The sequence below is a fragment of the Streptomyces sp. NPDC059866 genome, assembly GCF_042731325.1.
In the GTDB taxonomy this organism is placed as follows: Bacteria; Actinomycetota; Actinomycetes; order Streptomycetales; family Streptomycetaceae; genus Streptomyces; species Streptomyces flavusporus.
The window spans coordinates 1-22,514 of record NZ_JBHWJT010000067.1 but is presented as its reverse complement, the minus strand read 5'-3'; the positions used below and the strand labels follow the sequence as shown (position 1 = coordinate 22,514).

Annotated in this window: 20 protein-coding genes and 5 pseudogenes; 7 read left to right on the top strand and 18 right to left on the bottom strand. The window is 70.0% G+C overall.

The genetic code is table 11. The features are described from left to right. Positions 1-65: 65 nt before the first annotated feature. The 3 genes from ACFV7R_RS44460 to ACFV7R_RS44450 form a co-directional block, all read right to left on the bottom strand. Positions 66-236: a winged helix-turn-helix domain-containing protein gene (locus ACFV7R_RS44460; protein ID WP_385275734.1), complete on the bottom strand. Its 171-nt coding sequence runs from the start codon at positions 234-236 to the stop codon at positions 66-68. A gap of 252 nt (positions 237-488) precedes the next feature. Further along, positions 489-1,271, bottom strand: coding sequence for a DUF899 domain-containing protein (locus ACFV7R_RS44455; RefSeq protein ID WP_385275725.1), 783 nt, complete (start codon positions 1,269-1,271; stop codon positions 489-491). Positions 1,272-1,637: 366 nt separating this feature from the next. Continuing rightward, complete coding sequence (locus ACFV7R_RS44450) at positions 1,638-1,913, bottom strand: hypothetical protein (RefSeq protein WP_385275722.1); 276 nt, start codon at positions 1,911-1,913, stop codon at positions 1,638-1,640. Between the two features lie 565 nt (positions 1,914-2,478). Here ACFV7R_RS44450 and ACFV7R_RS44445 point away from each other — a divergent pair. Continuing rightward, positions 2,479-2,913: pseudogene (locus ACFV7R_RS44445) on the top strand (SOS response-associated peptidase); the annotation flags it as partial. A gap of 494 nt (positions 2,914-3,407) precedes the next feature. Here ACFV7R_RS44445 and ACFV7R_RS44440 read toward each other — a convergent pair. Beyond that, positions 3,408-3,640 (bottom strand): annotated as a pseudogene (locus ACFV7R_RS44440) (translocation protein TolB); the annotation flags it as partial. 313 nt (positions 3,641-3,953) lie between these two features. Here ACFV7R_RS44440 and ACFV7R_RS44435 point away from each other — a divergent pair. Together ACFV7R_RS44435 and ACFV7R_RS44430 are read left to right on the top strand one after the other, a co-directional pair. Beyond that, on the top strand, positions 3,954-4,304 hold the full coding sequence (locus ACFV7R_RS44435) for a YciI family protein (protein ID WP_385275731.1): 351 nt from the start codon (positions 3,954-3,956) through the stop codon (positions 4,302-4,304). Positions 4,305-4,309: 5 nt separating this feature from the next. Beyond that, positions 4,310-5,605, top strand: a complete 1,296-nt coding sequence (locus ACFV7R_RS44430) for an RNA polymerase sigma factor (RefSeq protein ID WP_385275719.1) — start codon at positions 4,310-4,312, stop codon at positions 5,603-5,605. 183 nt (positions 5,606-5,788) lie between these two features. Here ACFV7R_RS44430 and ACFV7R_RS44425 read toward each other — a convergent pair whose 3' ends face one another. After that, the gene (locus ACFV7R_RS44425) at positions 5,789-7,147 is read right to left on the bottom strand and encodes an alkaline phosphatase PhoX (RefSeq protein ID WP_385275716.1); all 1,359 of its coding nucleotides are present in this window, start codon (positions 7,145-7,147) and stop codon (positions 5,789-5,791) included. A gap of 375 nt (positions 7,148-7,522) precedes the next feature. Between ACFV7R_RS44425 and ACFV7R_RS44420 the strand changes: the two genes are divergently transcribed. Further along, complete coding sequence (locus ACFV7R_RS44420) at positions 7,523-8,782, top strand: phytase (RefSeq protein WP_385275728.1); 1,260 nt, start codon at positions 7,523-7,525, stop codon at positions 8,780-8,782. Positions 8,783-9,094: 312 nt separating this feature from the next. Here ACFV7R_RS44420 and ACFV7R_RS44415 read toward each other — a convergent pair whose 3' ends face one another. The 7 genes from ACFV7R_RS44415 to ACFV7R_RS44385 all read right to left on the bottom strand — a co-directional run bounded on the left by ACFV7R_RS44415 (position 9,095) and on the right by ACFV7R_RS44385 (position 16,300). Then, positions 9,095-9,274, bottom strand: coding sequence for a hypothetical protein (locus ACFV7R_RS44415; RefSeq protein WP_385275713.1), 180 nt, complete (start codon positions 9,272-9,274; stop codon positions 9,095-9,097). Between the two features lie 547 nt (positions 9,275-9,821). Next, complete coding sequence (locus ACFV7R_RS44410; RefSeq protein ID WP_385275710.1) at positions 9,822-10,511, bottom strand: response regulator transcription factor; 690 nt, start codon at positions 10,509-10,511, stop codon at positions 9,822-9,824. 18 nt (positions 10,512-10,529) lie between these two features. After that, positions 10,530-12,008: a sensor histidine kinase gene (locus ACFV7R_RS44405; RefSeq protein WP_385275707.1), complete on the bottom strand. Its 1,479-nt coding sequence runs from the start codon at positions 12,006-12,008 to the stop codon at positions 10,530-10,532. After that, the gene (locus tag ACFV7R_RS44400) at positions 11,995-12,468 is read right to left on the bottom strand and encodes a hypothetical protein (protein WP_385275704.1); all 474 of its coding nucleotides are present in this window, start codon (positions 12,466-12,468) and stop codon (positions 11,995-11,997) included. The genes ACFV7R_RS44405 and ACFV7R_RS44400 overlap by 14 nt, the downstream gene beginning before the upstream one ends. A 211-nt stretch (positions 12,469-12,679) precedes the next feature. Continuing rightward, complete coding sequence (locus tag ACFV7R_RS44395; protein WP_385275701.1) at positions 12,680-14,137, bottom strand: SulP family inorganic anion transporter; 1,458 nt, start codon at positions 14,135-14,137, stop codon at positions 12,680-12,682. 8 nt (positions 14,138-14,145) lie between these two features. After that, on the bottom strand, positions 14,146-14,724 hold the full coding sequence (locus ACFV7R_RS44390) for a carbonic anhydrase (RefSeq protein WP_385275698.1): 579 nt from the start codon (positions 14,722-14,724) through the stop codon (positions 14,146-14,148). Positions 14,725-14,851: 127 nt separating this feature from the next. Beyond that, the gene (locus tag ACFV7R_RS44385) at positions 14,852-16,300 is read right to left on the bottom strand and encodes an alkaline phosphatase PhoX (RefSeq protein ID WP_385275695.1); all 1,449 of its coding nucleotides are present in this window, start codon (positions 16,298-16,300) and stop codon (positions 14,852-14,854) included. Positions 16,301-16,745: 445 nt separating this feature from the next. Between ACFV7R_RS44385 and ACFV7R_RS44380 the strand changes: the two are divergent. Further along, a pseudogene (locus tag ACFV7R_RS44380) lies at positions 16,746-17,010 on the top strand (hypothetical protein); the annotation flags it as partial. Positions 17,011-17,022: 12 nt separating this feature from the next. Here ACFV7R_RS44380 and ACFV7R_RS44375 read toward each other — a convergent pair. Together ACFV7R_RS44375 and ACFV7R_RS44370 are read right to left on the bottom strand one after the other, a co-directional pair. Continuing rightward, positions 17,023-17,236 (bottom strand): annotated as a pseudogene (locus ACFV7R_RS44375) (response regulator transcription factor); the annotation flags it as partial. Between the two features lies 1 nt (position 17,237). Further along, positions 17,238-17,489: pseudogene (locus tag ACFV7R_RS44370) on the bottom strand (ATP-binding cassette domain-containing protein); the annotation flags it as partial. Positions 17,490-17,771: 282 nt separating this feature from the next. On the opposite strand from ACFV7R_RS44370, the gene ACFV7R_RS44365 reads away from it, so the two are divergent. Beyond that, on the top strand, positions 17,772-18,560 hold the full coding sequence (locus tag ACFV7R_RS44365; protein WP_385275692.1) for a VOC family protein: 789 nt from the start codon (positions 17,772-17,774) through the stop codon (positions 18,558-18,560). Positions 18,561-18,698: 138 nt separating this feature from the next. Here ACFV7R_RS44365 and ACFV7R_RS44360 read toward each other — a convergent pair whose 3' ends face one another. Both ACFV7R_RS44360 and ACFV7R_RS44355 read right to left on the bottom strand, forming a co-directional pair. Next, positions 18,699-19,301 carry a class F sortase gene (locus ACFV7R_RS44360; protein ID WP_385275689.1) on the bottom strand — a complete coding sequence of 201 codons (603 nt, stop codon included), beginning with the start codon at positions 19,299-19,301 and terminating at the stop codon, positions 18,699-18,701. Between the two features lie 208 nt (positions 19,302-19,509). Continuing rightward, a complete protein-coding gene (locus ACFV7R_RS44355; RefSeq protein ID WP_385275686.1) occupies positions 19,510-20,001 on the bottom strand; it encodes a sortase in 492 nt (163 codons plus the stop codon). Positions 20,002-20,604: 603 nt separating this feature from the next. Between ACFV7R_RS44355 and ACFV7R_RS44350 the strand changes: the two genes are divergently transcribed. Further along, positions 20,605-20,790 carry a hypothetical protein gene (locus ACFV7R_RS44350; RefSeq protein WP_385275683.1) on the top strand — a complete coding sequence of 62 codons (186 nt, stop codon included), beginning with the start codon at positions 20,605-20,607 and terminating at the stop codon, positions 20,788-20,790. Between the two features lie 599 nt (positions 20,791-21,389). Here ACFV7R_RS44350 and ACFV7R_RS44345 read toward each other — a convergent pair. Both ACFV7R_RS44345 and ACFV7R_RS44340 read right to left on the bottom strand, forming a co-directional pair. Further along, a complete protein-coding gene (locus ACFV7R_RS44345) occupies positions 21,390-21,614 on the bottom strand; it encodes a hypothetical protein (RefSeq protein WP_385275680.1) in 225 nt (74 codons plus the stop codon). 39 nt (positions 21,615-21,653) lie between these two features. Further along, entirely contained in the window at positions 21,654-22,109 is a 456-nt protein-coding gene (locus ACFV7R_RS44340; RefSeq protein ID WP_385275677.1) for an amidohydrolase family protein, read from the bottom strand. Positions 22,110-22,514: the final 405 nt, after the last annotated feature.

The following is a 22,514-nucleotide window of genomic DNA, read 5'->3' as shown; positions in this document are numbered from 1 at the left end:
CACCATGTCCAGCAAGTCGTCACACACTGCGGACCATGCCACCGAAGTGACATTCGGTCACCCCATCACGAAAATCTTGACTGAGCCCATCGAGACGGCGGCTTCGTCCTCGAAGACCAGCCATGCCGCCGCAGCACCTCCCACACACCGCGAACCGACAACGCCCCCGACTGGTCCGCGATCAGCAGTCGCACCCGCGAAAGCGTCCACCGCTCATCCGCCCAGCCCTGGGCCATCGCGCCGTCCAGCAGGAGCGGCTCGAGCACGGCGAAGTCACTGTCGTCGACCTTCGGTCCCTTCGCAGGACCCGACGGGCGCAGGGCCTGCCGCCCGCACCCGCTCCCGCCCGACCTGACCCTGCGAAGTGAGGCCACCACCCTGTGCGTACCTCATGGCCACGAACTACCGCAGGGATCAAGTGATGTCGCCCCGGCAACTCAGCGGAAAGGTCGGTAACACCTTCTGCCGAGGCCGTCGACGAGGGTGCGTCAGTGGTGGTGGCCGTGCCGGCCGAGGGTCTCCACGGGCGTCGCGCCGGGGCGGGTCCACTGTGGCACGGGGCGGCTGGTCGGGCCCCAGGTGGCGTTCCCGTCCGCGTCCGAACGCCAGGACCAGCACGGGCTGTGCCCCTCGGGCCAGCCCTCGGGGTTGTCCTCCCACGCCTCGCCGCGACCATAAGGCGTCATGTCGAGCAGGCCCAAGGAGCCGTTGACCCGCTCGTTGCCACGGCCCGTCGTGGAGTAGGTGAGGAACACGCGGTCGCCGTCGCGCAGGAAGCAGGTGAGGTAACCCATGCTGCCGCCGACCGGCTCGTCCACGTCGCGCACCGAGTACCAGGGCTGGGTGTAGCCCATGAACTCGACGTAGGAGGCCACCTCGTCCGGCCGGCCTGTGGTCAGGATGGCGAACGAGACGCCACGGGCGTTGAGGTAGACGGCGTCCTTCAGGTGCCAGGCCGTGGTGGTGCAGCCCTCGCACTGCCCCTGGTGCGGCGCGCCGTCGTACCACATGTGTTTGTAGACCACGAGCTCGTCGCGGCCCTGGAACAGCTCCAGGAACGGGACCGGGCCGTCGGGTCCGACGACCTCGACCGTCCCGTCGAGCTCCACCATCGGCAGCCGGCGGCGGGCTGCGGCGAGGGAGTCGCCCTCGCGGGTGTGGGCCTTCTCGCGGACCAGCAGCTCGTCACGGGCGGCCTGCCAGGTGGCCAGGTCAACGACGGGCGGGCGGCCGGGCAGGGCGGTGGTCGGGTCACTCGGCGTGTTCGTCATGGCGTTCTCCGTGGTGTCGCGTGCCGGGCAGCGTCGTACGACGCCCTACGGCGGTCACCAGAACAGACCCGCGACCCGGCCGGAACTCATCGCGGCAGGGGGCGCCCTCGGCCGGGCCTGCACGGACCACCTTGGGCTGACAACTCCACAGATGCGCTCTCAGAGGGTGTTCCGTGAGAGTTCGACGGGTGGCGGTGCGGGTGTGGCGGCGGACCGGCAGTGGCTGGTGCACGAGACCGCGCGTTGGCTGAAACGCCTGGTCAACCGCGGCATCCTCACCGCACTCGAACCGGCCTGTTCACCCTCACCCCGCCAGCACCGGTCGCCCCCGAGACCGGCTCAAGCTGACCCCGGATCCCCGGCCGACTACTCGGCCTCCAGTAGGAAGGTCGCTTGGTTGCTGCCCTCGATGACACCGCCACGCCGCCAGGCGTCCTCCAACTCTGGCGACGGAAAGTGCTTCTTGACCTGTTCGATGTCGTCGAAGCGGAACAGGACGACAGCCTCGGCCGGGTCGCCCATGTCTCGGGTGACGACGACGGTCTCGAGACCTACGGCGCTGCGCTGCTCAGTGAGGGAGTCGAATGCCTCACGCCACTGGTTGTAGTCGGCGAACCTCTGACGGATCAGCAGATAGGGCATGCAGGGCATGGTAGGGGGTGACTGGGACCGCTGATAGCCCGCCTTCCCGGCGGAGTTGGCACCTGGGCGCCGAGCTCGAGCACCTCGTCAGCATAGTGAGCAACCAGTTCAAGGGCAGCGTAGGCGACGCTGTTCCCCATGACGCGTATCTCTGCACTGCCCCGCGGGCAGTCGCCACGCGGTCCGAACAGTCTCGAGGCACACCAAGGGCAGAAGTGACAGCCGTGAGTGCCATGCCGAACGAGCCGTCCCCGTCATGCACGACCGGCTCGCTGTCGCATCGTTGCACGAGTGCCCTACGTCCCGGCAGTCCGATCAGGGAAGGGGCGAATGCCTGGGAGGCGGGCAAAGGTGCGGCAAGCTTTGCGACAAGCCGGGCAAGCGAGGACATGCGGTTCTCCGATGGGACGACGAAGCTCGGCGAACAGTACGGCACCAGACCGACAGCACCGCGCTCAGGACTCAGCCGGATCAGCCCGCCTCGGCCTTTTCGAGGCCGGCTTCGTCTGCTCGAGACGGTAACCGGCACAGTGGCAGACAGGGATGCTGGTGGCAGACTGGCTGCATGTGCGGTCGCTACGTATCCACCCGCAGTCCGGAGGACCTGGTTCAGCTCTTCCAGGTCACCGACTGGCGAGCCGAGGAGACCTTCGCGCCGAATTGGAACGTTGCCCCGACCAACGAGGTGTGGGCCGTCCTTGAGCGCACCCCGCGCGACAAGGACGAAGCCGCCTCAGGGGGACGGGAGTTGCGGCCGCTGCGCTGGGGCCTGGTGCCGTCGTGGGCCAAGGACGTCAAGATCGGTGCGCGGATGATCAACGCGCGGCTCGAGACCGTGCACGAGAAGCCCGCCTTCCGCCGCGCGTTTCTCCGGCGCCGCTGCCTGCTGCCGGCCGACGGCTTCTACGAGTGGCAGCAGGCCAAGGACCCGGGCACGGGCAAAACCCGCAAGCAGCCGTACTTCATCCACCCCGAGGACGACCAGGTCATGGCGCTCGCCTGCGAGGTGAGCAGCCCCCGGTGCACCGCCGCCCGCATCGCCGCTCTCCTGCGCACCTGAAACCCTGATCCGGCATTACCGGGAGTCGCTTTTACTCGGGCTGTCATGTAGCGACGCGGTCGGGCCGGATTGCCGACGGTAGTGGATGTCCTCCCGGATCAGCCGGACCTGGGTCAGCCGCAGTGATGATCTCGAACGCCGGGCGGCTGAGAGAACGGCTCGGGGCTGGGGAGTGGGAGCTGCTGGTCGATCTGGCGTGTCTGCGGTCGTCGCCCGCCGGGCGGGGCCCACGATCGTGTGGCGACAAGGTCACCGAAGTGCGGCATCGACGTGCAGGAGGTGATGCTCGCCTGGCTCTGGCCCCTGGGGCGTGTGGCAGGCCCGTCTGACCCCGCTGCCAGTACGACGTCGTCATCCGGGGCCGTACTGCACCAACGGTGCCATGCTGCTGTGGGCCGGCGTCATCACCTGGTCGTGGCTCAGCGTTGGGGGTCGCTCGAGACGTAGATCCAGCCGGTGCTGTCGGCGAAGCAGGCGCCGCCGTCGGGGGCGTTGTGCCAGGTGTAAGAGGGGCCGGAGACGGTCTGGCCGGAGTGGGCGATGACTCTGCTGGTGAAGCCGCTGGGCAGCGTGATCCCGTCGGCGTCGGCGTCGGCGTCGGCGGCCAGCAGGCCGCCGTAGGGGCTGGTGCCGTTCTGGGCGGGGCCGCGTAGACGGCACTGTGCATGAGGGTGCCGCCGAAGACGGCGGCCGAGATGCCGAGCACTGCACCGTGCAGGAAGGCCAACTCTTTCCGGCCAACCGATGAGTAGGTTTGGTGCAGAAACAATCAGTCCGTCACCAAATGAACGATCTGGGAATCCTTGTGGACCAAGTGATGGAGGTCCCTCGTTCCCGATCACTGCCGGTCTTGTGGCACGGGCCTTGGTGAAATTCTTCGGGAAGGGTGTCCATCCGAGGGCGTGCCGTTCGTAGTCATGTCGTACGACGGCTGTGTCGTGCGCGAAGACAAGAAGGCAAGGGACAACGGGAGGCTGACTGTGAAGTACATGCTGCTGATCAACGCCGGTGCCGTGGACGAAGACGGCGGAGCCGCCGAGTGCAGCGTCGAGGACTGGATGGCCTACGACAAGGAGGTGAGGGATGCCGGGATCCTGGTCTCCGGCGAGTCGCTCGCCGACCTGGTCACCGCCACCACGGTCCGGGTCGACCAGGAGGGTCGGCGGATCGTGACGGACGGGCCGTTCGCCGAGACCCGGGAGGTTCTCGGCGGCTTCTACGTCATCGACGTGCCGGACCTGGATGTCGCGCTGGACTGGGCCGCCCGCTGCCCGGGGGCACAGGGCAGCGGGTCGGTCGTGGTGCGGCCGGTGGCCGAGTTCGGGGGCTGAGGATCGTGGACGAGAGGGCCGCCGGTACCGGGACGCCTGTTGCGGCGTCGGTGGAGGCCGTCTTCCGGGAGGAGCGTGGCCGCCTGCTGGCGGCCCTCGTCCGTCGCTTCGGCGATCTCGATCTGGCCGAGGAGGTGGCCTCGGAGGCCATCGAGGCGGCGTTGGTGCACTGGCCGTCCTCCGGCGTTCCGCCCCGGCCCGGGGCATGGCTCATGACGACGGCGCGGCGCAAGGCGGTGGACCGGCTGCGGCGGAACCACGCCTACGCCGCCCGGCTGGCACTCCTGCAAGTGGATGCCGATCGTGCCGCCCCCGCCCCGCCCGCGGATGCCGGTGGGGAACTGCCGGACGAACGGCTGCAGTTGTTCTTCACCTGCGCCCACCCGGCGCTGGCGGCCGAGGACCGGTTGGCACTGACCCTGCGGTGCCTGGCCGGGCTGACCACGCCTGAGGTCGCCCGGGCCTTTCTCGTACCACCGGCGACGATGGCCAAGCGCATCACGCGGGCGAAGAAGAAGATCCGCGAGGCCCGCATTCCCTTCCGTGTGCCCGGCGCCGAGGAACTGCCGGAACGACTGCCGGGAGTGCTGCAGACCATCTACTCGATCTTCACCGAGGGATACGCGGCCAGCTCGGGCCCGCTCCTTCAGCGGCTCGACCTCGCCGAGGAGGCCATCCGGCTGGCCCACATCCTGCACCGGCTCCTGCCCGCCGAACGGGAGGTCGCCGGGCTGCTCGCGCTGATGCTGCTCGTCCATGCCCGACGCGAGGCCCGCACCGGTCCGGACGGCGCGCTCGTGCTGCTCGACGAGCAGGACCGCAGCCGCTGGGACCGCGCGATGATCGACGAGGGCCGTGGCCTGGTGATCGTCGCGCTGACGGGCGGACCGCCCGGCCCCTACGGTGTGCAGGCCGCGATCGCTGCGCTGCACGACGAGGCCGAAGACCTCGCATCGACCGACTGGCCGCAGGTCGTGGCGCTGTACGACGTGCTGCTCGCACTGGCGCCGTCCCCCGTCGTCGCGCTGAACCGGGCCGCGGCCGTGGCGATGCGCGACGGCCCGGAAGCGGGCCTGGCCCTGCTGGACGATCTGGCCGACGAGCCGCGGCTGCGCGACTACCACCCCTACCCGGCCGCGCGGGCCGACCTGCTCAGCCGGCTGGGCCGCCTCACCGAGGCGACGGCCGCCTATCGGGAGGCACTCGCCCTGGCCGGGACCGAGCCCGAGCGTGCCCACCTGCGACGCAGGCTGCACGCCGTCGAACAGGTTGCCACTGAAGTGGCGTACCTCGAGCCGTGACCGCCTTCGCCTCAACTCTCCCTGTCTCGCGGGGCGGGCGCCGAGTGGGTGCGTTCGCGCGATGAAGCTCTCGGCCGAGGCCGGGCGTTGTGGGAGCGCGTCGAGGTCGCTGACACCTCGCACCTGGCGATGCAGGGCTGGGCGTACGGAGTCCTCGACGCGTCCCTCGTTCTCGGCCGAAGGCTAGAGGGCGCCCTGGGTCCAGGGCCCGGTGATCGCGAAGGTGATGCCGGGGGACTGGACGTTCACGAACAGCCAGTTGCCGTTCTTCGGTTCGAACACCGAACCGGCCCACTCCGAGCCCCGGTTGTCGGCCGCCGGGACGTTCTTGCCCGCGGTCCCGCCGCGCAGATCAACGTTGTTGGCCGCGAAGCGGAAGATCTCGCCCTCGGTGGTCAGCCCGTGGACGTACTCGGTGCCGCCGCCGTCCTCGCAGAGCACCAGGCCGCCGCGCGGGCTGACGCACATGTTGTCCGGCGCGTTGAGGACCTCGGCGCCGGGCGAGGCGAAGAGCACCCGGAACTCGTCGGTGGCCGGGTCGAGTTCGAAGACCTGGCCCTGGCGGGCGGGACCGCCGTCGGTGGTGATGACGTAGATGCGGTCGTTGCCGTACCAGGCACCCTCCAGGCGGCTGAACACCGCGGCGCCGTTCGCCTGCGCCTGGTACCGCACCGTGTCCGTCGCCGGGTCGACGTCCTCCACGGGCACCCAGGACACGGTGCCGTACGCCTTCTCGCCGTCGAGGCGGGTGTCGTACGACGTGCTGCCGATACGCAGGGCCTCCAGCCGGCCGCCCTTGGACAGGTCGCCCGGGACCGCCGGGACGAACCGGTACAGGGAGGCGTCGCCGCGGTCCTCGGTCTCGTAGACGTAGCCAGTCGCCGGGTCGATGGCGATCGCCTCGTGGTTGAACCGGCCCATTGCCTTGTACGGCTCGGGGTTGCCCTTGCCCTGCGAGGCCACCTCGAAGATGTAGCCGTGGCGCTTGCCGACAGTCGTGGAGAAGGTTTCCTCGCAGGTCAGCCAGGTGTTCCACGGGGTGGGACCGCCGGCGCAGTTGCGGATGGTGCCGCCGAGGCTGCCGTAGGACTCCAGCCACTGGCTGGCGTCGGGGTCGAAGACCAGGGTGGTGGTGCCGCCACCGGCCTCGGGGTTGTAGGCGGGTGCGGTGAAGGCGGGCCCGGCGCCGCGCTCGTGGTTGCGGACGAGGTGGACCTTGTCGCCGTAGCGGAAGGCCGCCATGCCGTCGTGCGAACCCGGGGTGCGCACCCCGTCGTCCATGAGGTCGTTCGTCCACCCGTAGGAGATGTACTCGAACCCGCGCGGCAGTTGCAGCAGTTCCAGGCCTGTCGCCTGGTCCTTCACCGGGCTCAACGGGCCGTATCCGGCGTCGAATTCGAGCTTGACCGGTGCGGCTGCCGCCGTGCGCGCGGCGAGGGACTGGAAGGGGACGGATGCGGCCGCGGCCACCGCTGCTCCGCGCAGGAGGGTGCGTCGTTCGAAACCGGGACCGGTCGGTCTTCCGGCGGACGTGCCTGTCATGGGAGTCCCTCTCGATGCAACGAACGGGGAGAACCGGGGGGCGGCCGCCGCCACCTTAGGAGCGAAACGTTCGTCCGATTCCCAACGGAAAGTGAGCGTTGGGAGAACCTCTTTCCAGCCGCCGGCCGGAGACCGCGGGCCAGGGGCGTGCCACGGGCGAGGCGCGCTCCGACTCCTCACCACCAGGGCATGGACACGTCACCGGGCGGCGGTAAGCGCTTCACCTTCGGAGCTGAGGATCTTGGCGGCCCGACGCAGGGATCACATCGATCACATGCCATGCGTTGCCCCACCGGGCCTCGTCCGCTCTTCCCCCTACGTGGAGGTACTGTGCGCAACCTGCGCGGGACACAGCTCGCCGCGATCGTCGCGGCCATGACCGCCGTGGCGGTCCTGCCCACCTCGGCACAGGCCGACTCCGGGCTTCCGGGCCTGACCGCCACCACCGAGACCCCGGCCCTGTACGGCGACGGCGCCGGCGGCAACGCCGACGCCGACGACCCGGCGATCTGGCGCAACGCCGCCGACCCAGACGCCAGCTTGGTGATCGCCACCGCCAAGGAAGGTGGCCTGCGCGTGTACGACCTGGCCGGCAAGGAGGTGCAGTCGATCCCGGCGCCGCCCGCCCCGACCCCCGACGACAAGCCGGGCCGTTTCAACAACGTGGACCTGGTCTCCGGATTCCCGCTGCCGACGGGCCGCGCCGACGTCGCCGTCGTCACCGACCGGGGCCGCGACCACCTGCGGATCTACCGGATCACCCCGGGCGCCGCCCAGCCGCTGACGGACATCACCGACCCGAACGCCCCGCTGGTCTTCTCCAAGACCCTCGACGAGGTCAACAGCCAGACCACCCCCTACGGTCTGGCCACCTGGACGGACAAGTCCACCGGCCGCTCCTACGCCGTCGCGAGCCGGCGCAGCCGCACCCGGCTGGCCCTGCTGGAGTTGAAGGCGACCTCCACCGGCGCGGTCACCTACCGGCAGGTGCGCACCATCGACCTGCCGTCCTCCTTCACCCTCCCCAACGGCCAGTCCTGGACACCCTGCGCCGACCCCGGTGACCTCCCGCAGGTCGAGGGCATGGTCGTCGACCCGGTGAACAAGGTCCTGTACGCCGGCCAGGAGGACGTCGGCATCTGGCGGATGCCCGCCGACCTCGGCGGCAAGCCGAAGCTGATCGAGAAGGTTCGGGAGTACGGCGTCCCCGCCACGTACGACGAGGCGACCGAGGAGTGTGTCGCGGGCGCGGACCCCGGATACGGCGGCACGCACCTGTCCGCCGACGTCGAGGGCCTGACCATCCTCGACGAGGGCTCCGGTGACGGTTACCTGCTCGCCTCCAGCCAGGGCGACAACACCTTCGCCGCGTACGACCGCGAGGTGTCCGACAACAACGAGTACGAGAGCGGCTTCCGGATCACCGCCGGCACCGTCGACGGCTCCGAGGAGTGCGACGGCGCCGCCGTGCTGAACGCCCCCCTGGGCTCCCGCTACCCGAACGGCCTGCTCGTGGTGCAGGACGGGCACAACACCCCGGACGAGACGGACGCGGACGGGGAGGTCCGGGACAACACCGACTTCAAGTTCGTCGACCTGGCCAAGGTCACGAACGCGCTGGACGGGGACGACTGACGCCGCATCACTCGGCATGCGCGGTGGCTCAGTCGCTCCCGGCACCGGGCCGTAGCACACAATGATCAACACGTACGCCTCCGTCGAATCCGGCGGAGGCGTACGCATGCATGCGCGTCTTCCCGCACGCACCGAGGCGGAATCGCTGACCGTCCGGGAGGGAACCGGAAGGCTCAAGGGCCGGACCCGTCCGGTGACCGTGCACGGGACCCGGCCCCGGGCAGGTGCCTCGGTAGCTTGGGGAAGCGACGCCTTGCGCGCTTCCCGGGCGGCCACGGGGCGCCGGGAATCAGCCCCCGCGTGCAGCTGACGTCACCGGGCGCAGCCGACGTCCAGCACTTCGACCACGTCACCATGGGCTGTGTAGACGAGCCAGCACCATTCACCGAACGCCGCGGCCAGCTCCGGATCCTGTGGCTTCGGAGCCTGGGCCACAGCCGTGATGAGCGCGATGATCTCCTGATGAGCGCCGTCCGGGACGTCGAACAGCACGGTGGCAGCCTGTCGGATCAGTTCGACTCTCATTTCGACCCCCGCGGATGGCAGGAGCAGCACGGCATGGAAGCGGGTGCTCCATCCGGGCCTGTGAAGGATTACACCCCGAGTCCCCCGAACGCGGTGATTCCACCACGTCCCCGCCCATGCGGGGGGCACCTGCCCCCGCCTGCCCCCGGCGGGGCGCGGCCGTGTCCCGGCACCACGCAGCCGGAGCCAATCTCCCCCCGGCCCCGAGCAGGGGGCTGTGGCTGCGCTTCCGTGCGGCCTCGCGACCGGCGGTCCGGCTCAGTGTCGTCTGCAACCCCGGCAGGCTCGCCCGCAAGCACCCCGTCTCCGCACGAACCCACCCCGCCCGGTGCCGGTCCGCGAAGGGATCGAGGGCGAGCTGGGCCGCCGTGCGGCCGTCGGGGTGGGTGGCGAGGGCGACCAGCAACCAGGCGTCGCGCGGGGTCAGTTCTGGCTCCGGGGGGGGCTGGGCGTCGGCGTGACGCCGGTCGGGTGGCTCGGCCGGGTTGGGCAGATCCCTGCGGCCTTGCCCCCGTCACGCGAGTTCGTCGCCGCCCAGCCGGTAGCCCTGCCCCCGCACCGTGGTGATCCTGGACGCGCCCAGCTTGCGGCGGAGGTAGCGGATGTACACGTCGACGACGTTGGAGCCCTCGGACGCCTCGTACCCCCAGACGTCGGAGAGCAGGTCCTCCCGGCTGAGCACGCTGCCGGCGTTGCGCATGAGGTGTTCCAGCAGAGCGGTCTCCCGGGCACTGAGCTGGAGGATCCGGCCGTCGACATAGGCCTGGCGGGTGCGGGTCTCCAGGGCGATTCCGGCACGGCGCAGGACGGAGTTGTCGGTCTCGCGCAGGCGCAGACGCAGCCGGACGCGGGCGAGGAGTTCCTCGAAGCTGAAGGGTTTGGTCATGTAGTCGTCGGCGCCGCCCTCCAGGCCGTACACAGTGTCGGCGACGGTGTCCCGAGCCGTGAGAATGATGACCGGAAGGGCACTGGACGCCGCGCGGAGGCGGGTGACCACGGTGAAGCCGTCCTCGCCGGGCAGGCCGATGTCGAGGATCATGAGGTCGAACCCGCCCGACATGGCCGCGCGGCGGGCCGACTCGCCGTCGGTGACGACGGTGGTGCGGAAGCCGTGGGCGGTGAAGCGTTCCGAGAGGTTCGAGGCTATGTGGGCCTCGTCCTCGGCGATGAGGAGGTGGCGGCGGGGCTGTCTGCTCTGGCTCATGTCGGGCTCATAGCTCGCTCATGGGTTCCGGGGACCGCCGTTCAAGGCGTGCGTGATGTACGGGATGCGCAGGGTGAAGGTCGCGCCGCGGCCCGGAGCGCTGTCCACGTCGATCTCGCCGTGGTGTGCCTCGGCTATGGCCTTGACGATGGCGAGTCCGAGGCCTGCTCCGGTCCTGCCCCGGCTCTCCTCGGCACGCGCAAACCGCTCGAAGATGCGTTGCTGGTCGGCGGGCCGGATGCCGGGGCCGGTGTCCCTGACCCACAGTTCCACCCTGTCGTGCCCGGCCCGTCCGCCGATCCAGATCCGGCCGTGTTCCTCGGTGTGCTGAGCGGCGTTCTGGGCGAGTTGGATCATGGCCTGGGTGAGGAGCTGGCGGTCGGCGTGGAGGGTGTCGCGGTGCGGGTTCTCCGCGAAGTCGAGGAGCCAGCGGCGTTCGGCCAGCGCGGCGGCCTTGACGTACACCTCCTCGATCAGTTCGGAGAGGCTGAGGTCCTCGGGGCGCAGGGCGTCCGGGCGGCGGGCCTTGGCCAGCATGAGGAGTTCCTCCGACATGCGGTGCATGCGGTGCAGTTCGTCGGTGATGACGGAGACCGTCTGGGCGCGGTCGGCGGGGTCGTCGGGGAGTGTCTCCAGTTGGCTGAGCACGATGGTGATGGGGGTGCGCAGTTCGTGGCCCACATCATTCATGAACTGCCGTTTGGTGGAGAAGGCGTCGTCCAGGCGGCCGAGCATGTCGTTGAAGGTGGCTGCCAGTCGGCCGATCTCGTCCCGGTCCTGGACGGGGATGCGGCGGGTGATGTCCGACTCGTGGATGGAGCGGGCGGTGTCCCGCAGCACCCGGAGCGGTGCGACGATACGGCTGGCGAAGATCCAGCCCACGCACGCGGAGAGCAGCAGGGCGCCGAAGCCGAGATAGACCTGAGTGCGGATCGAGTCGTTGATATGGTCGCGTTCCTGCTGGGTGAAGGTGGCGATGACGAGGACGCCCGGCGCGGAGTCGCCCGCCACCGCTACGGGCACGGCCACGAACCGCACGGAGCCCGCCGCGCTCTGCGCGTCCCCGTAGGAGGGTGAGCGGACCTCGGCGGCCCGCCGCATCAGTGCGCGGTCGGTGTCCAGGCGGGCCGGCGGCTCCTCGGCGGAGCGCCGGTACGGCTCTCCGTCGACCAGAGTGATCAGGGTCTGGCCGTGCTCCGGTATGTAGCCCTCCAGGTAGGAGACGAAGAGGGCGCGGACCCCGCCGGGGGTCGGCCCGGAACCGGCTGCGGTCCCGGTCGCGAAGGAGCGGAACGCCTCGATGTCGTGGGCGAGTTCGCGGTCGACGCGCTCGTTCAGTCGAGCCGTGAGGATGAACGATTCCGCACCGGTGAGGCTCGCCAGGGTGAGTCCGACCAGCAGCAGCATCCGCCCGAGCAGGCGCACGCGGATCGACCGCAGGGGGTGGCGCCCGGACATTCCGACGGCCTGCTTCGGTGCGGGCTCAACCGTCCTCACCGGTGTCATCGTCGTCTCCATCGTCGCCTGCCGGTGTGCTCGGCGTCCCCGAGGTGGCCGACGCTGCGGGGCTGTAGGTGGGCGTCGGATCGTCGTCCGACGTGTCTCCGGCTGGGCTGGGGGCCTTCGGTGACACGGGCTGCGCCTCGTCCGTCCGGTCGGAGTCCGTGTCGTCCTGCCTCTCCGCCTCGGGGGGAGTAGGGGCGACGGCAGCCTCGCTGCCGTACTCGTCGGGGGTCGCTGTCGTCGCGCCGGGGGACGGTGACCGGGTCGGGGTCCGCTCCCTCGCCCGGCTGTCCGGCGACGGTACGGAGCTGCTCGTGGGGCCGATTCCGGTGCGGCCGACGACGACGGGCTCGCCGAGATCCGGCGGCGGCGCCTGATGGACTCCGGCGACGGGGATTCCGACGAGCAGGATCGCGCCGGCCGCGAGAGCGGCGAGACGCTGGCTGCGGGTCACTCGGGTACGACCTCCTCGGTGTCCTGGGGTGAGCGGCTGGTGGGCCTTCCGGCATCGGATCCGGTCTGAAGAGGTACCAGCGGGGTCCGGCGGGCGGCCCACCAGCCGCATTACCTGCTCTTGAACTTTGTGTGTGAGCGATGCGCGGCCTGTGTGCGGGGGCGGCACCCCGTACGGCGCCGCCCCCGCGTCCCGCTCAGCCGGCCATGGCTCAGACGGCGGCCATGATGACCTTGGCCGAGGCAGAGTCGGCCGCTCCGTGCCGCTCTGCCCAGTTCTCCAGGGCCGTACGGCAGGCGTGGTCGAGGTGGTGCACCCGGGACAGGTCCAGCTCGACGGGACGGTCCTGCGGGATCGCCTCCAGGGTGTCGAGGATCTTCGGCAGCCGCAGGAAGGTCGCGTTGCCGCTCAGGTGGGCCTGCACGGGGCCCGCGCCCTTGTCGACGATCTCCAGCTTGACGTGGGACGCCTCCCAGGCCGTCTTGACCACGGCGAGCGCGAGGCCGATCAGTACGCCCTCGAACATGCTGATCGCGACGATCGACACCGCGGTGACGACGAGGATCACGGCCTCGCCGCGGTGCCCGCGCCACAGGACGGCGAGCCCCTTCACCGGGATCAGCTTGAAGCCGGAGTACACCAGGACCGCCGCGAGCGCCGGGATCGGGATGATGCCCAGCGCGGCCGGGAGCAGGGCCGCGAACAGCAGCAGCCAGGCGCCGTGCATCACCCGGGAGGCCTTGGTCCGGGCCCCCGCCTGGACGTTGGCTGCGCTGCGCACGATCACCGCGGTCATCGGCAGCGCGCCGAGCAGGCCGCAGACCGTGTTGCCCACGCCCTGGGCTATCAGCTCCTTGTCGTAGCGGGTGCGGGGGCCGTCGTGCAGCCGGTCCACGGCCGCCGCGCTGAACAGGCTCTCGGCCGAGGCGATCAGCGTGAACGCCAGGATGGTGCTCACGACCCCGATGTCCGCCAGGTCAGCGAAGGCGGAGGGGGCGGGCGGCTGGATCACCGAGACCAGACCTTCCACCGTCACCTTGGTGACGGGCAGGCCGAAGGCCAGCGAGGCGACGGTGGCGAGCGCGACGGCCACGAGCGGGCCGGGCACGACGCGCACCTTCTGCGGCAGCTTCGGCCACAGCACGAGTACGGCGATGGTGCCCACGCCCAGCAGCAGCGACGCCACAGCCGGGCCGGAGCCCAGCGAGTCGGCGAACATCGCCGGAAGCCCTGCGATCTTGTCGATGCCGGACGACGGGGCCTTGCTCTGGGTCATCGAGTACAGCTGGCCGGCGATCAGCACGAGGCCGATCCCGGCGAGCATGCCCTCGACCACGGCGACGGAGATGGCCCGGAACCAGCGCCCCCAGCGCAGCGCCCCCATGCCGAGCTGCAGCAGGCCGGTGGCCAGCACGATCACGCCGAGCATCGGGAGCCCGTGCGACTGCACGGCCTCGAAGCACAGCACGGTCAGACCGGCGGCCGGTCCGGACACCTGGAGGCTGCTGCCCGGCAGCATGCCTGTGACGAGACCGCCGACGATGCCGGTGACGATGCCGAGTTCGGCCGGCACACCGGAGGCGACGGCCACGCCGACGCACAGCGGCAGGGCGACCAGGAACACGACGACGGAGGCGGCGAAGTCCTGCTTGAAGTAAGCGGTGTTCATCGGATGCCTCACAGCGTCTCGAAGGAGTCGGATTCGGCCCGGTACGCCAGCACGCCGCCGGTGTGGACCTCGTAGAACCAGGCGTGGACCCGCAGCCGCTCGTCCCGGAGGCGGGTCTCCACGCACGGGTACGACATCAGCCGGAGCACCTGCCCCAGCACGTGGTGCTGGACCGCCTCGGCGACCTGCGGGTCGTTCGGCGCGCCGGACGGCAGTACGGCGGCGTGACCGAGCCACTCGCGCACCGCGGGTACGGCCGACAGATCGTCGCCGCGCACCAGCGCGCCGACCGCACCGCAGTGGGAGTGCCCACAGACCACGATGTCGGAGACACCGAGCACCTTGACGGCGTACTCGATCGTCGCGGCCTCGGAGGTGGGACCCGCGTCGTACGGGGGGACGATGTTCCCCGCCGTACGCAGTTCGAAGAGCTCGCCCGGGCGGGCACCGGTGATGAGCGAGGGGATGACGCGTGAGTCGGAGCAGGTGATGAAGAGGGCGTACGGCGACTGCCCTGCGGCAAGTTCGCCCAGTTCGGCGCCCTGAGTGTGGGCGAAGGTGCGTGCGTGTGCGATGAGGGTTTGCATGTCAGTTTCCTCGTGAGGAGAGGTGTCACTGGCAAGGGGTCGGCGGTGGCTCGCCGTTGAGCCACTGCCGTCGAACCGGTCGAGCCGTGGGGGGGGCGGAATCAGAGGGGAGGGGGAACCGGCGGAACTAGTCGTCGTCGCCGTCGTCGCCCGACCACGGGCCGGTGATGGCGAGGAGGATGCCGGGGTCCTGGATGTTGGCGAACAGCGTCTTGCCGTCGGCGGAGAAGGTGACGCCGGCGAACTCGCTGTACTCCGGGGCCTCCGGGGTGCCGACGTTCAGCTCGTTGCGGGCGATGGGGTAGGTCTGGCCGTCGGCGGTGGCGCCGAAGAGGTGGGAGACGCCGTCGCCGTCCTCGGCGATCACGAGGCCGCCGAACGGAGAGACGGTGATGTTGTCGGGGCCGTCGTAGGCGCCGTCCTGCGACGGGTCGGTGTTGACCGCCAGCAGCACCTTGAGGGTGATCGTGCTGCTGCGCGGGTCGTAGAACCACACCTGGCCGTCGTGCGGCGTGCCGGGGCTCTCGGTGCGGGCGTAGCTGGAGACGAAGTACGCGCCGCCGTCGCCCCACCACATGCCCTCCAGCTTGCGGGAGCGGGTGATCTCACCGGCCAGGAACTGCTTGCGCACGGAGGTGCTGACGGCGTCGCGGTCCGGGACCTTCACCCAGTCCACGCCGTACGCGGTGCCGACCTTCGTGGCGCGGGAGAGGTCGTCGACGTACTGGCCGGCGGAGTCGAAGCACTTGAACGCCTCAAGTACGCCCGCGTTGTCGGCCAAGGCCCGCAGCTTGCCGGGGCCGTGGGTGAAGCCGACCGGTGGGGTCCAGCGGTAGAGCAGGCCGTTGGGCTTGGAGGCGTCCTCGGTGAGGTACAGGTGGCCGCGGTAGGGGTCGACCACGACCGCCTCGTGGGCGTAGCGGCCGAGGGCCTTGATGGGCTTGGGGTCGAGGTTGGCCGCGCTGCCATGCTCGGGGTCGACCTCGAAGACGTAGCCGTGGTCCTTGGTCATGCCGTTGATGCCGGCCTTGTCCTCGGTCTCCTCGCAGGTGAGCCAGGTGCCCCAGGGAGTGACACCGCCGGCGCAGTTGGTGGAGGTGCCGGCGATGCCGACCCATTCGCGCACGGAGTCGTCGGACACCTCGACGACGGTGCAGCCGCCGGCCGCCGCCGGGTCGTAGACCAGGCCGTCCAGGTGCGGCACGGGGTGCTCGGCCACGCCCAGCGGGTCGTCGATCTCGTGGTTGTTCACCAGGAGGGTCACGGCGTCGTCGTCATCGTCGTCGCCGCCGACCGCGAACGCGCCGGTGCCGTCGTGGTTGCTCGGGGTGGTCTGGCCGGACTCCAGGGTGGTGACGCCGGTGCGGGTCAGGATCCGGTAGGAGAAGCCCTCGGGGAGAGCGAGGACGCCCTTGGGGTCGGGGACCAGCGGGCCGTAGCCGACGGTGCTGCCCGCCGCGCCCGTGTCGGCCACGGCTCCGGGTGCCGTGAGCAGCGCCTCCACACTGCCGATGAGCATGACCCCGGCGCCGGCCAGCGCCGATCGGCTCAGCAATTCCCTGCGGTTCAGCGGCATCTCGTCTCCCGAGCGGAGTGGTGAGCGGAATTCGGCCGACCCGTGGAGGACGGCGCTCCGCCATGCTGACCAGCCGGGACGAACCTCAGCGGAAGTCAAGGAGAAGTCATGAATGTGCGGTTCTCATGTTTCTCATCCGCGAGAGATACGTCCGCCTCCGTGCTGACCGGGGGCACAGAGGCGGACGCCAGTGGCGACGGCTCCGTCGGACCCGGTCCTGCCCGATACGGTGACGCTCGTTCGACGCTACGACTGCCCGGTAACCAGCCTGATGGTCAGAAAATGGCGTATGACCTGCAACTTCTTCCCAAACTGCGCATCGCGACGCGTTTTCGATGACGCATCATGTGGAGTGCGTGGCGATTCTTGAGCCCGCGGAGAAAGGGATCTGACCTGCGGACGTCCAGCGATCACCATGCCCTGTGCTCAGGCCGGCAGCTTCGACTGGACCGCCGACATCGTCGGCGACACCGACCGGTACGTTGCGTCAGTCGCCCCGCTCGCCTCCGACGAGGATGTTCCAGGCGGCGGTCGCGAACCGGGTGACGGGCGCCGTCATGGAGCACCTCGATGTGGAGGCCCTGCTCGAAGGCGTCGCCCCTGACAGCGTCCCCCGGCTCGCCAAGGCGTTGGGGTGCCTCGGCGGATCGCTGGAGGGTGCCGTCCGCAGCTTCGTCCACGACAAGGCGCGGGACGCCGTGGCGTCTGAGCTCACCTCCGGTTCAGGCGGGACCGTTGGGGCGGGCCAGTCCGAGGTCGTAGGCGAGGATCACGGCCTGGATCCGGTCCCTGGCGCCGATCTTCGCCAGGACCCGTCCGACGTGTTTCTTCACGGTGGACCCGGACAGCACGAGGTGTTCGGCGATCTCGGTGTTGGTCCAGCCATCTGCCGATGGCGATGAGGATCTCGTGTGCACGTCCGGTGAGTGAGCGCAGCCACCGACTTCGCCTCCAGCAGCGCGCCGACCTCCTGCAGCGGCGCGGTGTGCTGCGCGTAGCGGCGGCCGCTGACCCGTACCGTGCCGGCGGTGGGAGCGGCCAGGCCGATGATCAGGCGCATGGTCGTGGGCTTACCCGCGCCGTTGGGGCCCAGGAAGCCGGTCACGCAGCCCGGCTCGACGCTGAAGTCCCGCCGGTCCACTGCCGTCTTCTCCCCGTACCGTTTCGTCGACTGTTGCGCTTCGATCATCGAGTCTTCCTCGCGTCCGGCAGCCGGGCCCACGCCGGCCTGCGTCAACCGCCCACGTCAGGAAGGCGTGCCGCCCTGTCCGTGGTACCCGGGTGCCACCTTGAGCGGGAAGTGGTGTCGCGGCCTCACCCCCAGCACGCGGGTGAGGCCGGGCGCCGTCGACCGGCATCGGCGCCACCCGAAAAAATTGACCATATGTTCGAATTATTGCCTGGGTGCGGACCATGATCCACGAATATCGTGGCGAGCCAGACACTCACTCGAGCAGGAGGCAGTCAGGCCATGGCCGTGAAACCTGAGGGCACGCCCTGTTGGGCCGACGCGATGTTCCCCGACCTGGAGGCCGCGAAGAGCTTCTACGGCGAACTGCTGGGCTGGACCTTCGGCGAAGCGTCGGAGGAGTACGGCAACTACACCCAGGCGTACTCCGGCGGGAAGAACGTCGCCGCGCTCTCCCCCCAGATGCCCGGCTGGGAAGGCCCGCCGGCCTGGAGCCTCTACTTCGCGTCGACGGACGTCGACGCCACAGCCGCCAGGATCCGCGACAACGGCGGCGAACTCATGATGGAGCCGATGGCCGTCGGCGAGTTCGGCAAGATGCTGATGGCCAAGGACGCGAGCGGCGCCGCTTTCGGCGTCTGGCAGGCGGGCACGCATGAGGGCTTCGAGAAGGAAGAGGAGCCCGGTGCGTTCTGCTGGGCCGAGCTCACCACCCGCGATGCGGAGAAGGCGGACGCCTTCTTCCCGGCCGTCTTCGGCTACGGGGTGAAGGTCATGGAGGACGAGGCCGTCGACTTCAAGATCTACAACCTCGGCGACGACACCGTGCTCGGCCGGATGAAGATGACGGACGACTGGCCCGCCGAGGTCCCGCCGTACGTCAACGTCTACTTCGCCGTCGACAACTGCGACGACGCGATCGCCATCGTCACCAAGCACGGCGGTCAGGTCCACTTCGGGCCGCACGACAGCCCCTTCGGCCGCTTCGCCGCCGTCTCCGACCCCCAGGGCGCGGCCTTCTCCGTCATCGACCTCAGGGCGACGCAGGGGGACATGCCCAAGATCACCTGACAGCCTTTCCACTACTGACCCTACGAGGTGTCAGGCCCAACGGGCCGTCGGTGCAAATGGGTTGGCGCCGGTCCTGGCCGCTGACTGGTTGCTTCAGGGACTTCTGACCGGGGCTTGCGGCGGCGCCTGTTCGGCCGGCTACGTCACCGCGGTCAGTGTCGCGTAGACCACGACGTTGCTCAGGTAGCCGGTGCGCTCGGTGTAGCCGCCGCCGCAGGTGATCAACCGGAGTTCGGGCCGGCCGGAACTGCCGTAGACCTTCTTGCTGGGGAATTTCTTCCTGTCGTAGAGCTCGACGGCGCGGACGGCGAACACCGCCGTCCGCCGGTCCGCCCGGCTGATCTCGATGGTGGCGCCCTTGGTCAGGGCGCCGAGGTCGTGGAAGACACCGGGGCCGCCGGTGGGCGTGTCCACATGCCCGGTGGCGATGGCGGTCCCTGCCGAGCCGGGAGCCGTGCCATCGCCGTACCAGCCGGCGAGGCCGGGTTTGCCAGGTGGTGGGGGCCGCAGCGCCCCTGCCGCATCGAGGCCCAGTCGTGTCATCGGGACGTTCACGCCGATGGCGGCGATCCGGAGCCGGACCGGATCCGCGGGGGGCAGAGGCTGGACAGCGGTGCGGGTAGTCGAGGCAGTGGTGGGGGGCGTGGGGTCTGCAGAGGTGGAGAAGGCCTGGGCCGCCGATGGCTGTGGTGGCTCCTTGTCGTGCACCCCGCTGATCAGCAGCACCGCTCCCGCCGTCATTGCGCAAGCCAGAAGGCGCACCGCAGGGATGAACGGGTCTCGGGAAGTGCTGGTGTGGTGCCCGGGTTCCATCGCGGTTGAGCCTTTGCTTCACGGCGGGTGCACAGGGAGTGGTGGGGGCCTCGCGGCCCCCGGATCGATGCCGTGTCGGGGGGCCCGGTTCAGGCCGGAGTGGACGGAGCTGGTCGCAGTCGGCGGAGTCGGGCGGTCAGGTTCGACTGCCGTTCGGGCGGCGGCACATCCAGACCACACCCCCGGCGGCGGCTCCGACGAGCAGCGCACCGCCCAGGGCGAGTTCCGTGCCTGTGTCTTCGGCGGGTCCGAAGCCGGCGCTGACTGAGCCGCTCGGAGGGCGGCCGGTGATCTGATACGTATCCGTGATCTTGGTCAGTGGTGGGCACTTGAGGGTGACTGTGTCGCTGCCCGGCCTGGTTCCTTCCGGGATCTGGAACTGGCCGGTGAGTTCCCCCTCCTCGTCGCCCTCGAAGAGGTGGAACGGCCCTCCGACCTCCGACCAGCCCTTGCCGTAGTCCGCGTCAGGGTCGCAGGCCGTTGTACTGACCGTGACCGTGGAACCCGGGGAGGCATTCGACGGATTGATGTGGACTTCTGAGTCATCAGCGGCGACAGCGGCCGGGATCTGCAGCCCGAGGGCACCGAGAACCAGGCCGATACCTGCACCAATATGTGTGTAACGCATGCGAATCCTCCGACGGAGCAGTGTCCGGCCTGTCTGCGCGGCGCCTGTGCTGTGCTCCGCTCACGAGGCAACCGACAGTCCGTCAGTCCCGCAACATGACGGACCGGCGGATGTGTCGCCCGGTCAGGTGCAGCGGCGTTCCTGTTTGATCGCTTACGCAGGTCACCGGCGTGGAGATCATCACGGCGGAGGAAGCGCCGGAGGGGGGCGAACGGGCTACTGGTGCCTCGTCAGATCTGCGCCCTGGACACCAGCGCCTGCGGCAGCAACTCGAAGCTGCCACTGGCGTCACCCGCATCGGAGGCCAACGCCGCCAACCACCGACCCGATGGTTCACGCTGCCGCCGACTCCAGGAGGCCGAGACGCGTTGCGGAGCTCGGTGTGGTGAGTGACCGCGCCGATCCGCGCAGATCCGCGCATCAGGCGCACCGTCGGCGCCCTGCGGGCAGGCCGTCGTGGAACTCGCCTCGGAGCGGCCCGTCTCCCTGATCACGGTCGCCGACCTGAAGCCTGGGCACCGACGCGAGGATCGGTGTGGCGCCGAGGGGGCCCGGTCTTCGGTTATGCGCTGTTGAGCTGCCCACGGGCTATCGTCCAGCGCCATGTCGATCTCGGGCTGGCGCGTGCACTTCACTCGCCGAGACCTGGCGTGGCCGCGGGAAGTCACGCCGTTCATATGGGAGTTCAGCGCCCTGTTCACCGGTCTCGATCAGCGGTTGGACGCTTTGGGTGTGCCCGAGGGACAGCCGTTCCTGATCAGTCCGACGGGCGAGTACGACGTGCGCTGAACCGGTACTTCTCGGTATGGCTGGCGTCCTCGCCGTGGAACACGCAGGCCGCGCACGCCCGGGACCTGCGGACCTACCTCGACTGCTGGTGGTTCGCGCGGGGACAGTGCGGCCGGCGCGACGATAGACGATCGGTCGGCGTACGAGTGGTGGCGCCGGCGTGACGGGCATGGGCCCCGAGTGGAGGGCGCGACCTGGGATCGAGAGGTCTCCACGGTCAACCAGTTCTATCTGTGGGCGATCGAGCAGGACCTCGTCCGGGCGAACCCGATCCGCCAGCACACTGCCGCGGCATGGTCACCGTGGGCGCGCGGCGTCGGCGGGGGCGTGAAGCGGCAGGTGCCGGCCGAGGCGTCGCGCACGGGGCCACGGCGGGGGTGAAGTGGCTGCCGCCGGTGTCATACCGGCTGTGGCGCAACGTCGGGCTGTGCGAGAGGACCTCACGCCTGGCGACGTGACGCCGTTCGACAACTGAGCCTTCTGCGCACCAGCGCACCTCCGGCAGCGGAAAGCACAAAGCCGTGCGCGCTGCGTCCACGGACCTGACCCCGCCGGTGTGGAAGCGGACGGGGCGCAGATGTTCTCGCAGCCGAGTGCGCTTACTCCGATTCAGGCTGGGGACGCCATGTGCCGTCGAGCGGGATGCCGGCGGCCGCCGTAATCCGGTCGCGTGATTCCACCAGCCGGGCCCTCAACGCCGGCAGATCGACGTCCACCAGCACGCCGTCGCGTTTGACCACGCGGCCGGCGACGAGGACGGTGTCCACCAGGCCGGGATGGCCGGCGCTGACGATGGTGGCGACCGGGTCGGTGACCGGGAACACGGTCAGGTCATCGGCGCGCAGAAGGATGATGTCGGCGTCCTAGCCGGGCGTGATGCTGCCCGTTCGGGCGTCGAGCCCGCACGACTGGGCGGCATCGACGGTGGCGAACTCCAGCAGGTCCCGGGAGCGCAGGCCGCCGTCCAGGCCGCGCTGCACGGCGAAGGCGGTACGCATGGTGGAGAACATGTCGCCGCCGACCGACGGGACGTCGTCGATGGACAGCGTCGGGCGCAGACCGGCGGCCAACGCCCGGCCGGTCATCGGCGATCCGAACCCCATCTTCAGCTCGACGTCCGGGCTGATCGACAGCGAACTGCCCGCGTCGGCGAGCATCCGCAGCTCTTCGTCGCTGATCCCGTTGGCGTGCACGAACGTGGTGTCCCGCAGCAGACCGTGCTCGCGCAAATCGGCGATCGTCCCGCCGGCTTCGACGTGCAGGCTGGTGCGCAGGCCGAGTTCGGCGGCCAGCTTCAGCTCCCGGGCGACGGTGCCCATGCTGGGTGGCCTCGGGTCCGCGCAGCCCGAACGCCATGGTGACCAGGCCGTCCCCGGGCAGGACGGAGCGGACGCGGCGGATGTCGGCGTCGACGGGCTCGGGGGTGCCCCATCCCGCGCCGAGGCAGAAGATCGACCGTCCCGGTGCGTCCCGTAGCGCGGCGACGGCGGCGTCCTCGTGCTCGTGGCTCTGCGCGACGTGGTACCAGTCCAGCATCGTGGTCACGCCGGAGTGCAGGGCCTCCAGGCGGCCGAGCAGGGTGCCCGCATAGACGTCCTCGGGCTGGTAATGGGGTGTGGAACTGCGGCCGCTGAAGTGTGCTCAAGCGTGTTCTGGTGAGCGAGAGTGAGTGCGAGCAGTCGTTGCCGTGACCCGCGTGTCCGCCAGAGCGGCTCGGGGTGCGA